We start from the raw sequence: 16625 nt of genomic DNA, 5'->3' as shown, positions 1-16625 counted from the left end.
AGTGCCACCGAGCATGATCAACAGATCTGTGTCAGTTGATTTCCTCGGAAAGGTCACCGTGAACCAGAACCACCGCGAAGCCATGGCCGACGTCCGCGACATGTACATGGCGCACACCGTCTTCCGTCGCGAGTTCGGCCTGCTGCCGCAGCTCGTCCGCGACGTCAGGCCGGGCGACGTCGGCCGCGCGGAGGTCGTCGGCGCCCACGCCGAGATGCTCTGTCACACCCTGCACCTGCACCACGAGGGCGAGGACCTGCTGCTGTGGCCCCGACTACTGGCGCGCGGCGGCGCGGAGGCCGCCGCCATCGTCCCCACCATGGAGGCGCAGCACCACGCCATCGAGGAGGCCCACGCGGCGGTGGTGGCCCTGCTGCCGGGGTGGCGGCGTACCGGGCACGGTGGTGACCACCTCGCCGACGCCTTCGAGCACCTCCGCACCGCGCTGACCGAACACATGGCCATGGAGGAGAGCGAGATCCTGCCGCTGGCCGAACGGCACGTCACCGCCGCGGAGTGGATGGAACTCGGCGAGCACGGGATGGGTAAGACCCCGAAGAAGCGGCTGCCGCTGGCCTTCGGCCTGGCCATGTACGAGGGCGACCCCGAGGTGATCAAGGCGGTGCTGGCGCACGCCCCGCTGCCGGCCCGGCTGCTCATGCCGATCATCGCCCCCCGGCTCTTCGCCGCCCACGCCAAGCGGGTGCACGGCACCGCGACTCCCCCGCGCATCGGCGCCGCCGCACGCTGAGCGAGGCCGGCCACCGACCCAGGCCCCGGGGTCGACGGCTCGTCAGCCGGCAGCGAGGAAGGCCAGCACCCGCGGCCAGGTCTCCGCGTCGGCGCTCGGGGCGTACTCGCTCAGGTCCGGGTCGGTGAACAGGTGCCCCGCGCCGGGATAGCGGAAGACCGTCAACTCGGCACCGGCGTCGGTCATCGCCTGCTGCCACTCGTCGACCTCGTCCGGCGCGTCGTACGGGTCGGGGTCGGCGAGGTGCAGCTGCACCGGTATCCCGGGCCGGACCGCGTCCGGTGCGCCACCGGTGCCGTGCAGCAGAAGTAGACCGGCGGCGGCGGGGCGCTCGGCCAGCAGCGCCCCGGCCACGCCGGCGCCCATCGAGAGGCCGGCGAGCACCGTCTCCGGTGGCAGGTCGCGCAGCGCGGCTCGGGCCCGGTCCAGCACCACGTCGTGGCCGATCTTGTCGAGCAGCGCGAAGCCCTCCTCGACGGTGTCCGTGGCCGGCACGCCGTACAGGTCGGGGGTGCTGACCTGGTGCCCGGCGGCGCGTAACCGGTCGGCGGTCGCGCGCACGGCGGGCCGCAGCCCGTACACGGAGTGGAACAGCAGGACGTGTGACATCACGTCATCCTGCCGCAGTCACGGGTCCGTCCGGTGTGGGCACGCGGGGCGGACGTCAGACCAACGCGGTCAGCCGCGCGACCAGGTCGCTCGGCGGTGGCATCGCGGCGATCTCGCGACTGACCTGGCCCGCGGCGGTACGCAGGCGCTCGTCGGTGAGCAACCGGGTCAGGGCCTGCGCGGTGATGTCCCGGGGGCGCAGCGCCAGGCCGACGCCCCGGCGAGCCAGCAGCTCGGCGTTGTGCCGCCGGTCCCCCGGACCCACGGTGGCGAGTTGGGGCAGGCCGGCGGCGAGGGCGCCGAAGGCACTGCCCGCACCGCCGTGGTGCACCAGCGCCGCGCTCGCCGGTAACGCCTCGTCGAGCGGAATCCAGTCGACCACCCGCACGTTCGGGGGCAGCGAACGCGCCGACCGCTCGTCCGGGCGGACCAGCACGATCTCGGCGTCCACGTCGGCGGCGGCGGTGACCACGGCGGGCATCGGACCTCGGTCGCCGGGGCCGGTCAGGGTGCTGCGGGTGACCAGGATCCGGGGCCGGTCGCCCGGCTCGCGCAGCCAGGCCGGCAGCTCGCCGCCGCCGACGTAGGACGTGTAGCGCATCGGCCAACCGCCCTGCGCGGCCACGCTGGGCGGGGCCACGGCGAGGGCTGCGGCGGGTGGCGGCAGCTCGCTCAGGCCGTGCCGGCGTAGTGCGCCACCGAGTCGGACGACGGTGGCGCGGACCAGGTCCCGGCCGTCGAACAGGGCGTTCTCCTGGCGTACGGCCGGCACATCGAGCCGCGCGGCGGCCACCGCGCCGGCGACCGCGAACGGCTCGTGCAGCACCAGATCCGGTCGCCACCGGGTGGCCAGCGCGACCACCGGGTCGGTGAGCTGGTCGTTGAGCGCGCCGAACAGCAGGCCGGCGCCCCGGGTGCCGGCGGTGCCGGCCATTTCGGCGCGCGCGATCAGCGGATGGCGGGGAAAGACCCGCAGCGCGATTCGGCCGAAGTCGAAGCCCGGTGCGATGTCGTGCACCGGCAGACCCGCGTCGGCGGCGGCCAGGCCACCACCTCCGGTGGCCAGCAGCACGTCGTGGCCGGCGTCGCGCAGCGCGACGGCGAGCGGCACCAGCGGGAAGACGTGCCCGACCAGGGGCGCGGAGACCACCAGCACACGCATGGGCAGGATCCTATGTCCAGGACGCGACCGGGCGGGGTGGGTCAGCCGGCCGCTCGCTGGTCGACGATGCGGCGCATCTTGCCCATCGACCGCTCCACCCCGTCCGGGGCGAGGACGTCGACCGCCACGCTCACGCCGATGGTGTTCTTCACCAGCTCCACAAGCGTCGCGCCGGCCCGCTCGGCGGCGTCCACGGCGACGCCGGCCCGCCGCTCCACCCGCACGGTCAGGGTGTCCAGCCGGCCCTGCCGATCGAGGACGCACTGGAAGTGCGGCGACAGCTGCGGGGTCCGCAGGATCAGCTCCTCGATCTGGGTGGGGAAGATGTTCACCCCGCGCACGATCATCATGTCGTCCGTGCGGCCGGTGATCTTCTCGATCCGGCGCATCGGGCGGGCGGTGCCGGGCAGCAGTCGGGTCAGGTCGCGGGTGCGGTAGCGCACGACCGGCATCGCCTCCTTGGTCAGGGAGGTCAACACCAGCTCACCGCGCTCACCGTCGGGCAGCACCGCCCCGGTCACCGGGTCGATGATCTCCGGGTAGAAGTGGTCCTCCCAGAGGTGCAGCCCGTCCTTGGTCTCGACGCACTCGGTGGCCACGCCGGGGCCCATCACCTCGGAGAGCCCGTAGATGTCGACGGCGTGGATGTCCAGCCGCTGCTCGATCTCGCGGCGCATGTCCTCGGTCCACGGCTCGGCGCCGAAGATGCCCACCCGCAGGGAGGTGGCCCGCGGGTCGATGCCCTGGCGCTGCATCTCGTCGACGATGGCGAGCAGGTAGCTGGGCGTGACCATGATGACCTCGGGTTCGAAGTCGCGGATCAGCATCACCTGACGCTCGGTCATGCCCCCGGAGACCGGGATGACCGTGCAGCCCAGCTCCTCGGCCCCGTAGTGCGCGCCCAGGCCGCCGGTGAAGAGCCCGTAGCCGTACGCGATGTGCACCCGGTCGCCGGGACGGCCGCCGGAGGCGCGGATCGACCGGGCCATCAGTCGCGCCCAGGTGCGCAGGTCGTCGCGGGTGTAGCCGACCACCGTCGGCCGGCCGGTGGTGCCGGAGGACGCGTGCAGCCGGGCCACCCGCTCCCGGGGTACGGCGAACATCCCGAACGGGTAGTTCTCCCGCAGCTCCGCCTTGCCGGTGAACGGGAAGCGGGCCAGGTCGTCGAGGTCCCGGCAGTCGTCGGGGTGCACCCCGGCCGCGTCGAACGCCCGACGGTAGTGCGGCACGTTGTCGTACGCGTGCCGCAACGACCAGCGCAGTCGGTCGCGTTGCAGGGCGCGCAGCTCGTCGATGCCGGCGCGCTCGATCGGCTCCAGCTCCTCCGGACGAGGGGTGCGGTCCTGCATCGGCTGCCTCCTTGGCGCGGCGGTCCCGGTGGGGCTGCGGGTACCGTACGCCCGCCGTCGCCGGGTCCGGCGGGGCGGTCAGCGGGTGGCCGGCAGCCGGTGCAGGGCGTCGACCAGCGGGGCCAGCTCGGGGGTGGCCTCCGCCTGGGCGAGCGCGTCGCTGAGCACCCGGTCGTGGGTGGGGCGGGTCTGGGCGAGCAGCTCGGAGCCGGCCGGCGTCAGCTCGGTGTAGATCCCGCGCCGGTCGTCGGCGCAGAGGATGCGGGTGAGCAGCCCCCGCTGTTCGAGGCGGGTGACCAGCCGGGTGGTGGCGCTGCCGGAGAGCGCGGCGGCGCGGGCGAGCTGGCTCATCCGCATGTGCCAGCCGTCCTGGCGGGAGAGCGCGTCGAGCACCGTGTACTCGACGACGGACAGGTCGTGGCCGGCCTGCAACTCCCGTTCCAGGGATGTCTCGATCAACCCGTGCAGGGCGGCGAGGGTGCGCCAGCCCTGCGCGCGGATCTCGACCGCGTCGTCGGCGATGCCCATGCCGGCCCTCCTCGGGTGTGCTCTCGACGGCCCAGGCTACCACGCTTGCGCTGATATCCAGCGCGTGCAAGTATTTCGTTGTCGACGCGTGTAGTTGCACGCGCCGAATATCCGCCCCCTCCCGATGGGAAGACCATGTCCGTACGCCACAAGTCCCTGCCACCCGGCCTGATCGCGCTGGCCATCGGCGCCTTCGGCATCGGGCTCACCGAATTCGTGATCATGGGGCTGCTGCCCGAGGTGGCCGCCGACTTCGCCGTCACCGAACCGGTCGCCGGCTGGCTGATCTCCGGCTACGCGCTCAGCGTGGCCGTCGGCGGGGTGGCCCTCACCGCGGCGGTCACCCGACTGCCGCGCAAGCCGGTGCTGCTCGGCCTGATGGTGCTGTTCATCATCGGCAACCTGCTCTCCGCCGTCGCCGGCGACTACGCCGTGATGATGGCCGGCCGGATCGTCGCCGCGCTCTGCCACGGCGCGTTCTTCGGCATCGGCGCCGTGGTGGCCGCCGGCCTGGTCGCGCCGGCCCGCCGGGCGGGTGCCATCGCCATGATGTTCGCCGGTCTGACCATCGCGAACGTGCTCGGCGTGCCCTTCGGCACCTTCCTCGGGCAGCACTTCGGCTGGCGGTCGACGTTCTGGGCGATCACCGCGATCGGCGTGGTGGCACTGATCGGGCTGGCCCTGCTCATCCCGGCCGGCGACACCGCGAACGCCGACCGTCCGGCCGGTGGGCTGCGCGGCGAGTTGCGGGCCTTCACCCACTCGCAGGTCTGGTTGTCGCTGGTGATCACGGTCCTGGGCTTTGGCGGCATGTTCGGCGCGTTCACCTACATCGCCTACACCCTCACCGAGGTCAGCGGCTTCGCCAGCAGCACCGTGCCGTGGCTGCTCGTCCTCTTCGGCGTGGGGCTCTTCGTCGGCAACCTGCTCGGCGGCCGGGCCGCGGACAGGTCACTGTCGCGCACCCTGGTCACCGTCCTGGCGGTGCTCACCGTGGTGCTCGTCGGCTTCGCGCTGACCGCCACGAACCCGGTGCTGACAATCGTCGCGTTGGTGCTGATGGGTGGGTTCGGCTTCGCCACCGTGCCGCCGTTGCAGATGCGGATCATGCACTACGCCCACCAGGCGCCGACCCTCGCGTCCGGGGCGAACATCGCGGCGTTCAACCTCGGCAACGCGCTGGGCGCGTGGATCGGCGGGGTGACGATCGCCGCCGGGCTCGGCTACACCTCGCCGATCTGGGCCGGCGCGGCGCTCACCCTGGTCGGCCTGGGTGTCCTGCTGGCAGCGCTGCGGCTGGCCCGCCGCCAGGAGCCGGCGAACGCCGACGCGGCCCTGGTGGACACGGCGGCCTGACCGGGTAGACGAGCGGACGCGGGGCCGGGCATCCGCCCGGCCCCGCGTCACTCTGATCATCGCCCTGCCATCTTCTCGCAATTGCAAGTTATGTGCAACAAGGTCTGGACACCGCGATCGGTACGTAACTAGCCTGCTTGCCATGAGTCCTTACATCTTGGAGCCCTGGTCCTGGCAGGAGAGCTGGGATCGCCAGCAGGAGGCGTTCATGCCGGACCGGGAACACCGGTTCGCCACCATGCTGGACACCGTCGACGCGGTGCTCGACGGGCGGCCGCCGCGCGTGCTCGACCTGGCCGGCGGCACCGGCACGATCTCGCTGCGGACACTGGCGCGCTTCCCCGACGCCGAGGTGACCCTGCTGGACCTCGACCCGGCACTGCTGGCCATCGCCGGGGCCACACTTGCCGACCGGGCCACCATCGTCCCGGCCGACCTCGGCACCCCCGAGTGGCGCGCCGCGCTCCCCCACCGCGACTACGACGCCGTTCTCACCGCCACCGCCCTGCACTGGCTGCCGGCCGACCGGCTCGGGCAGCTCTACGCCGAACTGCGCGACGTGCTGCGGCCGGGCGGAGTCTTCGTCAACGCCGACCACATGCCCGACGACACCCTGCCGGAGCTGACCAAGCGGCTGATGGACCGGGCCCGGGACCGGCGCAACGCCCGGTACGCCGCCGGCGCGGTGCTGTCCTGGTCGGACTGGTGGGAGCGGGCCGGGGCCGACCCGGCGCTGGCCCCGCTGGTCACCCAACGGCAGGACATCTACCCGACCGGGCACAGCCCGGAGTGGAACCCGCCGGCCTCCTGGCACCTGGCCGCACTCACCACCGCCGGGTTCAGCGAGGTCGGCACGGTGTGGCGCGGCGGTCCGGACGCCGCCGTAGCAGCGGTGCGCTGAACCGGCCATCGCCGGCAGCACGCTCGATGCCGCCGTCGCTGGCACTACGCTGAGGACTCGTGCCAGAGCCATTCGAGCCGCGTACCGACCCCGACGTCGACCTGCGCCTCCCCGCCGACCGCCGCGAGCTGACCGCGCGCCCCGCGACGGTTCTCGCCACCATCGCGGCCGGCGGGGTGCTCGGTGCGCTGGCCCGGGCCGGCCTGCAACACGCCGCCCCGCACCCGCCGACCGGTTTCCCCTGGGCGACGTTCGGCATCAACCTGTCCGGTTGCCTGCTGATCGGGGTGCTGATGGCGACGCTCGGGCACCTCGGCGGTGGGCACCCCCTGGCCCGCCCGTTCCTCGGGGTGGGGGTGCTCGGCGGGTTCACCACGTTCTCCGCCTACGCGGTCGACATCCAGCAGGCGCTGGTCGCGGGCGCGCCGGGCACCGCGCTGGCGTACCTGGCGGCGACGCTGCTCGGGGCGCTCGTCGCGGTCGGGCTGGGCGACGCCGCCACCACCGCCCTCCTGGGCCGGAGGGCAACCCGGTGACCGTGCTGCTCATCGCCCTGGGGGCGGCCGTCGGAGCGCCGTTGCGCTACCTCACCGACCGGGCCGTGCAGTCCCGGCACGACTCGGCGTTTCCCTGGGGCACGCTCACCGTCAACGTGGTCGGCTCGCTGCTACTCGGCGTGCTCGTCGGGTGGCCGAGCGGCCCGGCGGTCACCGCGCTGCTCGGCACCGGATTCTGCGGGGCGCTGACCACCTACTCCACCTTCAGCTACGAGACGCTGCGGCTGACCCGGGGCGGTCACCGTCTCCTCGCGCTTGCCAATGTCGTGGGCAGCGTCGTCGCCGGGCTCGTCGCGGCCACCGCCGGCTACGCCCTGGCCCGCGCCCTGACCGGCTGACCTGCGCGAATCGCGCCCTGAGCGGGGAACACACCGGAGGTATATACGCGAGGTATACCCCCGGTGTAGTCTCCTCCCATGAGCGTGCCACTGACCCTTCTCGGCCTCCTCGAACGGGAGCCCAGCCACGGCTACGACCTGAAGCGCGACTACGACGCCTTCTTCGGCCGGGGCAAGCCACTGCCGTTCGGCCAGGTCTACTCCACCCTCAGCCGACTGGCCCGCGACGGCAAGGTGGTGATCAGCGACGTCGCGCCCGGCTCCGGCCCCGACCGCAAGCGATACGTCATCACCGACCTGGGCGCGACCGAGGTCCAGCAGTGGCTGACCCAGCCGGTCGACCCGGAGCCGCACCTGCAGACGGTGCTCTTCGCCAAGGTCGTGCTCGCGCTGATGCTCGAACGTCCCGCCGACGAATACCTCGACACCCAGCGCAGCGCGCACCTGCACCGGATGCGCGAGCTCACCGAGATCAAGCGCGCCGGCAGCCTGGTCGACGCGCTGCTGGCCGACCACGGCCTCTACCACCTGGAGGCGGACCTCCGATGGATCGAGATGACAAGCGCCCGGCTGGACGCCCTGCGCAAGGAGGTGCGGCCGTGAGCGTCGTGATCGAAGCACGGGACGTGCAGTTCTCGTTCGGCCAGACGCCCGCCCTGCGGGGCGCAGGCGTGGCCGTCGGCGCGGGCGAGATCCTCGCCATCATGGGTCCCAGCGGCTCGGGCAAGTCCACCCTGTTGCACTGCCTGGCCGGCATCCTCGTGCCCGACTCCGGCGAGATCCTCTTCGACGGGACCCGGATCGACACCATGACCGAGACCCAGCGCAGCAGCCTGCGCCGGGACCGCTTCGGTTTCGTGTTCCAGTTCGGTCAGCTCGTCCCCGAGCTGACCGCCCTGGAGAACGTCGCCCTGCCGCTCCTGCTCAGCGGCGTACACCGCAAGCAGGCGCTGCCGAAGGCGAGTGCCTGGTTCGCGCGCCTGGGCCTGGACGGCCTGGAGCAGCGGCGCTCGGGTGAGCTGTCCGGCGGGCAGGCGCAACGGGTCGCCCTGGCCCGCGGCCTGGTCGCCGAGCCGCAGGTGCTCTTCGCCGACGAGCCGACCGGCGCGCTCGACTCGCTGACCGGCGAGCAGGTGATGGACCTGCTGGTCAGCGCTGCCCGCGAGCAGGGCACGACTGTCATCCTGGTGACCCACGAGGCCCGGATCGCCGCGTACGCCGACCGTGAGGTCATGGTCCGCGACGGGCGCGTGAACGCGCCGGACCGGATCGCCTCATGATCGGCTTCGGGCTCCGCCTCGTCGTGGCCGGCGGCCGGGAGGCGCTGACCCGCCTGCTCGTCATCGCCGCCGCCGTCGCGATCGGCAGTGGGCTGCTGCTGACCACCCTGGCCGGAGTCAACGCCGTCAACGCCCAGCTCACCCGGTACGCCTCGATGTATCCCCAGGCCTCGGCCGGCGACGCCGACCCGCTGTGGTGGTCGACCCGGTTCGACTACTTCCACGGCAAGCAGATCATCCGGATCGACGTCGCCGCTACCGGCGCGACCGCGCCCACCCCGGTCGGTGTCCCGACCACCCCTGGTCCCGGCGAGTACTACGCCTCGCCCGCGTTGCGCGACCTGCTGGCCGCCCACCCGGCCGACCAACTGGGCGACCGCTACCCCGGGCGGGACCTGGGCACCGTCGGACCCGCCGCGCTGACCTCGCCGGACACCCTGCTCGTCATCGCCGGCGGCACGCCCGACCAGGTCGCCAAGCTGCCCGCCGCGAAGCAGGTCACCAGCGTTGGCGACACCCCCGCCCTCCCCGAGACCACGGTGAACCTCATCCTGGGCGTGATCGCCGGCGGGCTGCTGTTCCCGGTGCTGATCTTCATCGGCACCGCCACCCGGCTCAGCGCCGCCCGCCGGGAGCAGCGCTTCGCCGCGATGCGGCTGGTCGGCGCGACACCCCGGCAGATCGCGATCGTCGCCGCGGTGGAGGCGACCGCCGCGGCCGTCGCCGGAACCGCCGTCGGCTTCGGCCTGTTCTACGCGTTCCGCGGTCCGCTCGCGGGCATCCCGTTCACCGGCATGCCGTTCTTCCCCAGCGACCTGTCGCTGGGGATGCTGGACGCCCTACTGGTGGCGCTCGGCGTCCCGGCCGGCGCGGCGGTGGCGGCCCAGGTCTCGCTGCGCCGCGTACGGATCTCGCCGCTGGGCGTCACCCGGCGGGTCACCCCCCGCGCGCCGCGCGCGTACCGGCTGATCCCGGCCCTGCTCGGTGTCGCCGTGCTGTTCTTCGCCATCGGCTTCAAACCGGAAACGTCCGACGGCCAAACCGCGGTGTTCCTGCCGGGCCTGCTGCTCATCATGGCCGGCCTGGTCTTCGCCGGCCCCTGGCTGACGATGGTCGGCGCCCAGGTCATGGCTCGGTACGCCAACCGTCCGGCCACCCTCATCGCCGCGCGACGCCTCGCCGACAACCCGAAGGCCGGCTTCCGGGCGATCAGCGGCATCATGCTCGCGCTCTTCGTGACGAGCGTGGCCGTCGGCGTGATCACCACGATCATCGCCAACCGCGGCCCGGCACCGGTCGGCTCGACCGAGGCGGGACAGGTGTCGCTCTACCTTCCTGAGGATGCACCGGCGACGCCTGACTCGCTCTTCACCGACCTGCGCTCGATCACCGACGTGCGGTCCGCGTTCGCGGTACGCGAGAACCCGGACTGGATGAGCGCGAGCGAGCCCGGCCTGATCGCGTGCGCCGAGATCCCGAGCGCGTACGGCCGGTGCGCCGAGGGCGCCACCGTCGCCGAGGTGGCGACGGGTCTCATCCCCTTCCGGCAGTCGGCGTCGTCCAGCCGGGTCTGGCCCGCCGCATCGGTCCCGCTCGGCGATCTCCAACGACTGCCGGTGATGTCGATCCTCGTCGACACGGACGGATCGGCAGCCGCCGTCGAACGTTCACGCACCGTCCTCGAGGCCGCCTTCCCGGCCTTCCGGGTGGCGCCGAACGTGCCCGGCGACTTCGAGTCGGACTTCGCCAACACGCTGCGTGGCTGGGAACAGTTGGCAAACGTCGTCATCGTCGCCAGCCTCGCGCTCGGCGGGTGCAGCCTCGCGGTCAGCGTCATCGGCGGTCTCACCGAACGCCGACGCCCGTTCAGCCTGCTGCGCCTCAGCGGCGCTCCGGTGCGCGTCCTGCGCCGGGTGGTGGCGCTGGAGAGCGCCGTACCGATGCTCGCCGTCGCCGCCGTCGCCATCGGGATGGGCCTGCTCGCCGCGCACCTGTTCCTGCGGGCACAGATGCACTACACGCTCGTCGCGCCGGAGCCACGCTTCTACGTGATCGTGGTGATCGGGTTGGCCACCTGCCTCGGTGTCATCGCCTCCACCCTGCCGCTGCTGGAACGCATCACCGGCCCGGAGACCGCCCGCAGCGAGTAGCCGTCAGTCCGTCGGCCCGGTGGTCGTGAGCGCGACCACCGGGCCGAGGACGAAGACGGCCGGCGGACCGATGTCCTCCCGGGCGGCGAGCGCGCCGATCTCGTCCAGCCGGGCCGGCACGGACCGCTGGCCGGGATGCCCGGCGTCCTGCACGGCGAGCACCGGAGCCTCCGGGGCGCGGCCGTGCTCGATCAGCACTGCGGCGATCTTGGCGATGGTGTCGACGGCCATCAACAGCACGACGGTCCCCCGGGCCCGGGCCAGCGCCGCCCAGTCGACGAGCGAGTCGGGGTGCCCGGGGGGCAGGTGCCCGGAGACCACCGTGACGTCATGCGCGACTCCCCGGTGGGTGACCGGCACGCCGGCGAGGGCCGGGGCGGCGAGGGCGCTGCTCACCCCGGGGACCACTGTCACCGGCACGCCGGCCGCCGTGCAGGCCTGCACCTCCTCGTGGCCGCGTCCGAAGACGTACGGGTCGCCGCCCTTGAGCCGGACCACCCGGCGGCCGGCGCGCGCGTGCGTCACCAGGGCCTCGTTGATCGCCTCCTGGGCCATCGACGGGCCACGGGGCACCTTCGCGGCGTCGACCACCACCACGTCCGGGCGCAGTCCGGCGAGCAGCCCCTGCGGGGCGAGCCGGTCGACCACCACCACGTCGGCGGCGTCGAGCAGGGCCTTTCCGCGTACCGTGATCAGGTCGTCGGGTCCCGGCCCTCCGCCGACCACCGCGACCGACCCGGGACCGTGACCGTGGTCGTGGCCCTGATCGTGGTCGTGGTCGTGGTGCTGGCCGTGGTCGTGCCCGTGGTGATGGTGGTGACCGACCGGGTCGTCGGGGTGGTCGTGCGGGCGTTGCGGGCGGCCCACCTTGTCGGCGAAGCCGGGCATCAGCACCCGGTACGCGCAGGTGTCGCAGTTCATCCGGATGTCGCCGCCCAGCGCCTCGGCGTAGCGCTCCCGCACCAGGTCGGCGAGGGCGTCGCAGTCGCCGATCACCTCGGCGACCCGCACGTCCAGGTCGGGGTGGGCGGCGGCGAACTCCGCCGACTGGGCGACGATCCGGTCGGGCAGCACCCCGGCGAACAGGAAGTACGGCGCCACGACGATCCGCCGCGCGCCGAGGCGGCGCAGCCGCTCCAGCACCGCCGGCACCGATGGTTGCGCCAGGGAGACGAACCCCGGCTCGACACCGGCGTAGCCGCGCCCCTCCCAGAGCAGCCGGGCCACCTTGGCCACCTCGGCGTTGGCGTCCGGGTCGGTGGAGCCCCGCCCGATCAACGCCACCCACGTGCCGGCCCGGTCGGCCGTGTCCGGCGGAACCGCACCGGCCAGCGCCGCGTCGGCCCGGTCGGTGCCTGCCAGCGCCGCGTCGATGCGTTCTTCGAGGGCTTCGTGCAGCAGCGGGTGCGGGCCGAGCGGGCGCCCGTAGCGGTAGGTCAGCCCCGGGTGCCGTTCCTGTTCCCGCGCCATCGCGGCGGGGATGTCGCCCTTGCCGTGCCCGGCGGCGGTGAGCACCAGGGGCAGCGCCACAAGCGCCCGGTGCCCGCGCGCGACGAGCGCACCGACCGCGTCGGTCAGCGGCGGGCGGGACAGCTCGATGAAACCGCCCTCGACGTCGCCGACGTCACCGCGCCGGCGGACCCGCTCGACGAGAGCGGCGAACTGGTCGACCCCGGCCGCGCTGCGCGTGCCGTGCCCGACGATGACCAACCCGGTCATGACTTCTCCTCGACGTAGAGCAGGGCGTTGAGGGCGGCGGCGGCGACCGCCGAGCCACCCTTCTCCCCCACGTTGGACACGGCGGGCAGGCCGCTGGCCCGCAGCGCCGCCTTTGACTCGGCGGCACCGACGAAGCCGACCGGCAGGCCGACGACGAGCGCCGGAGCGGCGTCCAGGGTGAGCAGTTCGACGAGCGCGGTGGGCGCGCAGCCGACCACCCACACCGCGCCCGGACCGACCCGGTCGAGGGCGATCCGCACGGCCGCCGCCGAACGGGTGATGCCGGCCGCGCGGCCCAGCTCGGCGGCGGCCGGCTCGGCGACCGGGCAGACCAACTCCTGGCCGGCACGGGTGATGCCGGCGGCGACCATCGCCACGTCGGTGACGACGGGCGCCCCGGCGCGCAACGCGGCCAGCCCCGACTCCAGCGCGGCCTCGTCGCAGACCAGCTCGTCGACGTACGCGAGGTCGGCGCTGGCGTGCACCACCCGCTCGGTCACCGCGCGGCTCAGCGGCGGCAGGTGCGACAGGTCGACGCGTTCGCGCAGGATGCGGTACGACTCGACCTCGATCGGATGCACCACTCGGTTCATCGGGCTCCTCCAGCAGGGTCGGGCTCGACGACGCGGGTCGCGTCAGGGTCAGCGACGACGCGGGTCGCGTCAGGGTCAGCGACGACGCGGGTCGCGTCAGGGTCAGCGACGACGCGGATCGCGTCGACGGGGCAGATCTCCAGGCACTCCAGGCAACCCGTACACCGGTCGGCGCGGACCGTCAGGCCGCCGGCGACCGGCCGGATCGCGTGCGTGGGGCAGGTGAGCAGGCACGCGCCGCAGCCCTGGCAGGCGTCGATCGTCACGAGCGCCACCGGTACCCCCGAGGCGTCACCATCCGGCCGGCGACCAGCCTCGTGTCGCTGTTGCCGACCACCACCACGCTGTACATGTCGACGACGGCCGGGTCGAGGGTGGCCAGGGTCGCGAGGTGGACCCGTTCGCCGGGGCGGCTGGCGTTGCGGACCACCCCGACCGGGGTGTCCGGTGGCCGGTGGCCGGCGAGGATGCCGAGCGCCTTGCCGAGCTGCCAGTCCCGGGCGCGGCTGCGCGGGTTGTAGAACAGCGTGACGAAGTCACCCTCGGCCGCCGCGGCCACCCGCCGCTCGATGACCTCCCACGGGGTGTGCAGGTCGGACAGGCTCACGTAGGCGTGGTCGTGGCCGAGGGGCGCGCCGAGCAGCGCGCCGGCGGCCAGCGCCGCGGTCACCCCGGGCACGCCCACCACGTCGATGCGCTCGTCGGCGTACTCCAGGGCGGGGCTGGCCATCGCGTACACCCCGGCGTCGCCGGAGCCGATCAGCGCGACCGCCCGACCGGCGACGGCCTCGGCGACGGCGGCGCGGGCGCGCGCCTCCTCCGCGCCCAGCCCGCTGGACAGCACCCGGGTGCCCGGGCGGAGCACGTCGCGGACCTGGTCGAGGTACTGGTCCAGGCCGACCACCACGGCCGCGCGACGCAGCTCGGCCACCGCGCGAGGGGTGCGCAGGTCGGCGGCGCCGGGTCCGAGCCCGACGACGGCGAGCCGGCCGCGTGGCGCGTGCCGGGCCACCGCCACGGTGGCCATCGCCGTCGCGGTCTTGCCCACCAGCAGCGTGGCGTCGTCCGGCCGGCCGTCCGCGCCGAGCAGGGCCGCGGCCTCCGCCACGCTCGGCGTGCCGACCGCGGCGCGGACCACCTCGCTGGGATGCGGTACGTCGACGGTGGCCAGCCGCGTCGCCGGCCAGGTCACCAGGGGTACGCCGAGCGCGTCGACGGTGCTGCGGATGCCCGCCTCGTCGGCCTTGATGTCGGCGGTGGCCAGGCAGCGCAGGCTCGCCGGGTCGAGGCCGGCCTCGGCCAGCACCCGGTGCAGCAACTCCGCCACCTCGGCGGCCGGTACGCCCCGACTCGCCCCGACGCCGGCGACAAGCGACGGTGGTCGCAGCACGGCGGTCCGCCCGTCCAGCGGCACCACCCGGTCGGTGACCAGCAGCCGGTAACCGGCCCCCGCCGCGCCGCCAGCCTCGTTGTCGGCGGCGGCTTGGGCCTGGACGTTCGGCGGCAGGGCGGGCAGCGGCCAGTGGGCGTCGGCGAACAGGTGGACCGGCTCGCCGTCCAGGATGGCCCGGGACACCGCGGCGACCGCGCCCTGCACGGGCCAGCCCAGGGTGTCCAGCCCCGGCAGACCGACCGTGTCGGTGGCGGTGGTGATCACCGGGCGGGCGTCCAGCAGGGCGCCGACCTGCTCGGCGAGGTCGTTGCCGCCGCCGGCGTGCCCGCCCAGCAGTGCCACGGCGTGCCGAGCCGCCTCGTCGACGACCACCACGGCCGGGTCGCTGCGCTTGTCGGTGAGCAGCGGCGCGAGGATCCGCACCACCGCGCCGGTCGCCAGGAACGCGACCACCGCGTCGCACTCCACCCAGGCGGTCCGCAGCGCGTCGGTGACGCTCTCCCCCTCCACCAGCCGCGCGTGTGGCCAGGCGGCGGCGACGGTGTGCGCGTGTCGGCGGCCGGCGGCGGTGGCCGCCACCAGCCCGATGTGCGCGGGCGGGTTCTGGTGGTTCACGGGCGCTCCCCGGTGAGGACGACCACCGGGTTGGTGGCCGCGAGGCGGATCGACCCACCGGGCAGGTCGGCGAGGCGGGCGGCGGAGAGCTGAGCGCCCTCGACCGTGTAACCGGCGGCGCGCAGCAGACCCACGGCCGGCGCGACCCGGTCCAGGGCGGCCAGGGTGAGCACCACCCGCTCGGGTCGGCGCGCCACCACGGCGGCGAGGACGTCGACCCCGCCGCCGCCGACGAAGACCGCGTCCGGCTCGGGCAGGCCGACCAGCGCCTGCGGGGCTCGACCGGTGACGATCCGCACGTCCACGGCGTGCGCCCTCGCGTTGGCCCGGATGGTCGCGCCGGCCCCGGCGTCCTGTTCGACGGCGAGCACGGCCGCGCCGAGCAGCGCGCACTCGATGCCGACCGAGCCGCTGCCCGCGCCGATGTCCCAGATCAGCCGGCCCAGTCGGGGGCGGAGCCGGGCGACGACGAGGGCGCGCACCTCCGACTTGGTGATCATGGAGTCGCGGTGGGCGTACCGGCTCTCCGGCAACGCCCAGCCCCCGGCCGGGGCGGCGGCCGGCTGGTTGTCGGCGCGCATCCCGCCGCGCGGTCTGGAAACGCCGCCGGCGTCGGCACCGGAAACGGCGTCGGCGTCGGTGTCGGTGTCGGTGTCGGTGTCGGTGTCGGTGTCGGTGAGGCTGAGCAGGACGTGCGGGTCGGCCCAGGTCTCGGCGGCGGCCTGTTCGGGGCTCACCACGCGGATCCGTTCGGCGTCGGTGCCCAGGTGCTCGGCGACAAGCAGGCGGCGGGACCAGCCGATCAGGCCCTCGCCCAGCTCGGTGGCACCGGCGCCGGGCGCGGTCAGCACCGCGACCAGCGGCAGCGCCCGGCAGGCGTTCAGGGCCGGGCGCGGGTCGCGGCCGTGTGCGGTGACCACGGCGGCGCCGTCCCAGGGCAGGCCGGCGCGGGCGAACGCGGCGGCCACACTGGACACCGCCGGCACCACCCGCAGCGGCAGCCCGGCCGCGCGCAGCCGCCGGACGATGCCGAACAGGCCGGGATCCCCGCTGGCCAGCACCACGGCCGGCACCCCGGCGGCGACGGCCTCGGCCAACCGGTGCAGGGCGGGGGCGAGTGGCCCGAGGGTGACGGTGTCCGCGCCGGCCGGTACGGGCACGACGGCCAGGTGCCGGGCAGCCCCGACGACCAGCCCGGCGGCGCCCAGCACCGGTCCGAGGGCGGGGTGTGGCGGTGCGCCGGCGGCGTCCAGGCCGACCACGGTCACGGCGTTCGCCGGGGCCGCCGACGCCCCTGGCGTCGCCGAGGCCCCCGCAACCATCC

The 16625-nt window shown here is 74.2% G+C and carries 17 protein-coding genes; 8 read left to right on the top strand and 9 right to left on the bottom strand.

Features of this window, described 5'->3' with window-relative positions; all coding sequences use genetic code 11:
- Positions 1-28: 28 nt before the first annotated feature.
- The gene (locus AB0C01_RS26255) at positions 29-751 is read left to right on the top strand and encodes a hemerythrin domain-containing protein (protein ID WP_357572384.1); all 723 of its coding nucleotides are present in this window, start codon (positions 29-31) and stop codon (positions 749-751) included.
- A 42-nt stretch (positions 752-793) separates the two neighbouring features.
- Here the strand turns inward: AB0C01_RS26255 and AB0C01_RS26250 are convergent, their stop codons facing one another.
- From AB0C01_RS26250 to AB0C01_RS26235, 4 genes are all read right to left on the bottom strand, one after another.
- Positions 794-1360, bottom strand: a complete 567-nt coding sequence (locus tag AB0C01_RS26250) for a dienelactone hydrolase family protein (RefSeq protein ID WP_357255720.1) — start codon at positions 1358-1360, stop codon at positions 794-796.
- A 55-nt stretch (positions 1361-1415) separates the two neighbouring features.
- Positions 1416-2522: a nucleotide disphospho-sugar-binding domain-containing protein gene (locus tag AB0C01_RS26245; RefSeq protein ID WP_357255722.1), complete on the bottom strand. Its 1107-nt coding sequence runs from the start codon at positions 2520-2522 to the stop codon at positions 1416-1418.
- A 41-nt stretch (positions 2523-2563) separates the two neighbouring features.
- Positions 2564-3871 (bottom strand): phenylacetate--CoA ligase PaaK, encoded by a 1308-nt coding sequence (paaK, locus tag AB0C01_RS26240; protein WP_357572383.1) that lies wholly within the window; start codon positions 3869-3871, stop codon positions 2564-2566.
- Between the two features lie 78 nt (positions 3872-3949).
- Positions 3950-4399 carry a MarR family transcriptional regulator gene (locus tag AB0C01_RS26235; protein ID WP_357255728.1) on the bottom strand — a complete coding sequence of 150 codons (450 nt, stop codon included), beginning with the start codon at positions 4397-4399 and terminating at the stop codon, positions 3950-3952.
- A gap of 135 nt (positions 4400-4534) precedes the next feature.
- Here AB0C01_RS26235 and AB0C01_RS26230 point away from each other — a divergent pair, with 135 nt between their 5' ends.
- The 7 genes from AB0C01_RS26230 (at position 4535) to AB0C01_RS26200 (ending at position 10981) form a co-directional block, all read left to right on the top strand.
- The gene (locus AB0C01_RS26230; RefSeq protein WP_357255730.1) at positions 4535-5755 is read left to right on the top strand and encodes an MFS transporter; all 1221 of its coding nucleotides are present in this window, start codon (positions 4535-4537) and stop codon (positions 5753-5755) included.
- Between the two features lie 142 nt (positions 5756-5897).
- Positions 5898-6656: a class I SAM-dependent methyltransferase gene (locus AB0C01_RS26225; protein WP_357572382.1), complete on the top strand. Its 759-nt coding sequence runs from the start codon at positions 5898-5900 to the stop codon at positions 6654-6656.
- Between the two features lie 59 nt (positions 6657-6715).
- The gene (locus AB0C01_RS26220) at positions 6716-7192 is read left to right on the top strand and encodes a CrcB family protein (RefSeq protein WP_357255734.1); all 477 of its coding nucleotides are present in this window, start codon (positions 6716-6718) and stop codon (positions 7190-7192) included.
- The gene (gene crcB, locus AB0C01_RS26215; protein WP_357255736.1) at positions 7189-7551 is read left to right on the top strand and encodes a fluoride efflux transporter CrcB; all 363 of its coding nucleotides are present in this window, start codon (positions 7189-7191) and stop codon (positions 7549-7551) included. Before AB0C01_RS26220 ends, crcB begins: the two co-directional genes overlap by 4 nt.
- 78 nt (positions 7552-7629) lie before the next feature.
- Positions 7630-8154: a PadR family transcriptional regulator gene (locus tag AB0C01_RS26210; protein WP_357255738.1), complete on the top strand. Its 525-nt coding sequence runs from the start codon at positions 7630-7632 to the stop codon at positions 8152-8154.
- A complete protein-coding gene (locus tag AB0C01_RS26205; RefSeq protein WP_357255740.1) occupies positions 8151-8831 on the top strand; it encodes an ABC transporter ATP-binding protein in 681 nt (226 codons plus the stop codon). The genes AB0C01_RS26210 and AB0C01_RS26205 overlap by 4 nt, the downstream gene beginning before the upstream one ends.
- Positions 8828-10981 (top strand): FtsX-like permease family protein, encoded by a 2154-nt coding sequence (locus AB0C01_RS26200; RefSeq protein ID WP_357572381.1) that lies wholly within the window; start codon positions 8828-8830, stop codon positions 10979-10981. The genes AB0C01_RS26205 and AB0C01_RS26200 overlap by 4 nt, the downstream gene beginning before the upstream one ends.
- A 3-nt stretch (positions 10982-10984) precedes the next feature.
- Here AB0C01_RS26200 and cobA read toward each other — a convergent pair whose 3' ends face one another.
- Genes cobA through cbiE form a run of 5 tightly spaced genes read right to left on the bottom strand, consistent with a single transcriptional unit; the run spans position 10985 to position 16623 of the window.
- The gene (gene cobA, locus AB0C01_RS26195; protein WP_357572380.1) at positions 10985-12700 is read right to left on the bottom strand and encodes a uroporphyrinogen-III C-methyltransferase; all 1716 of its coding nucleotides are present in this window, start codon (positions 12698-12700) and stop codon (positions 10985-10987) included.
- Positions 12697-13293 carry a precorrin-8X methylmutase gene (locus AB0C01_RS26190; protein ID WP_357255746.1) on the bottom strand — a complete coding sequence of 199 codons (597 nt, stop codon included), beginning with the start codon at positions 13291-13293 and terminating at the stop codon, positions 12697-12699. The genes cobA and AB0C01_RS26190 overlap by 4 nt, the downstream gene beginning before the upstream one ends.
- Positions 13290-13559, bottom strand: a complete 270-nt coding sequence (locus AB0C01_RS26185) for a 4Fe-4S binding protein (protein ID WP_357255748.1) — start codon at positions 13557-13559, stop codon at positions 13290-13292. The genes AB0C01_RS26190 and AB0C01_RS26185 overlap by 4 nt, the downstream gene beginning before the upstream one ends.
- Positions 13556-15301: a precorrin-3B C(17)-methyltransferase gene (gene cobJ / locus AB0C01_RS26180; RefSeq protein ID WP_357255749.1), complete on the bottom strand. Its 1746-nt coding sequence runs from the start codon at positions 15299-15301 to the stop codon at positions 13556-13558. Before cobJ ends, AB0C01_RS26185 begins: the two co-directional genes overlap by 4 nt.
- Positions 15298-16623, bottom strand: coding sequence for a precorrin-6y C5,15-methyltransferase (decarboxylating) subunit CbiE (gene cbiE, locus AB0C01_RS26175; protein WP_357572404.1), 1326 nt, complete (start codon positions 16621-16623; stop codon positions 15298-15300). The genes cobJ and cbiE overlap by 4 nt, the downstream gene beginning before the upstream one ends.
- Positions 16624-16625: the final 2 nt, after the last annotated feature.

Origin of the sequence: Micromonospora sp. NPDC048905, from assembly GCF_040649655.1 — a bacterium.
Taxonomy (GTDB): Bacteria; Actinomycetota; Actinomycetes; order Mycobacteriales; family Micromonosporaceae; genus Micromonospora.
Note: the sequence above shows the minus strand (reverse complement) of the source record. Positions and strands in the feature narration are given on the sequence as shown.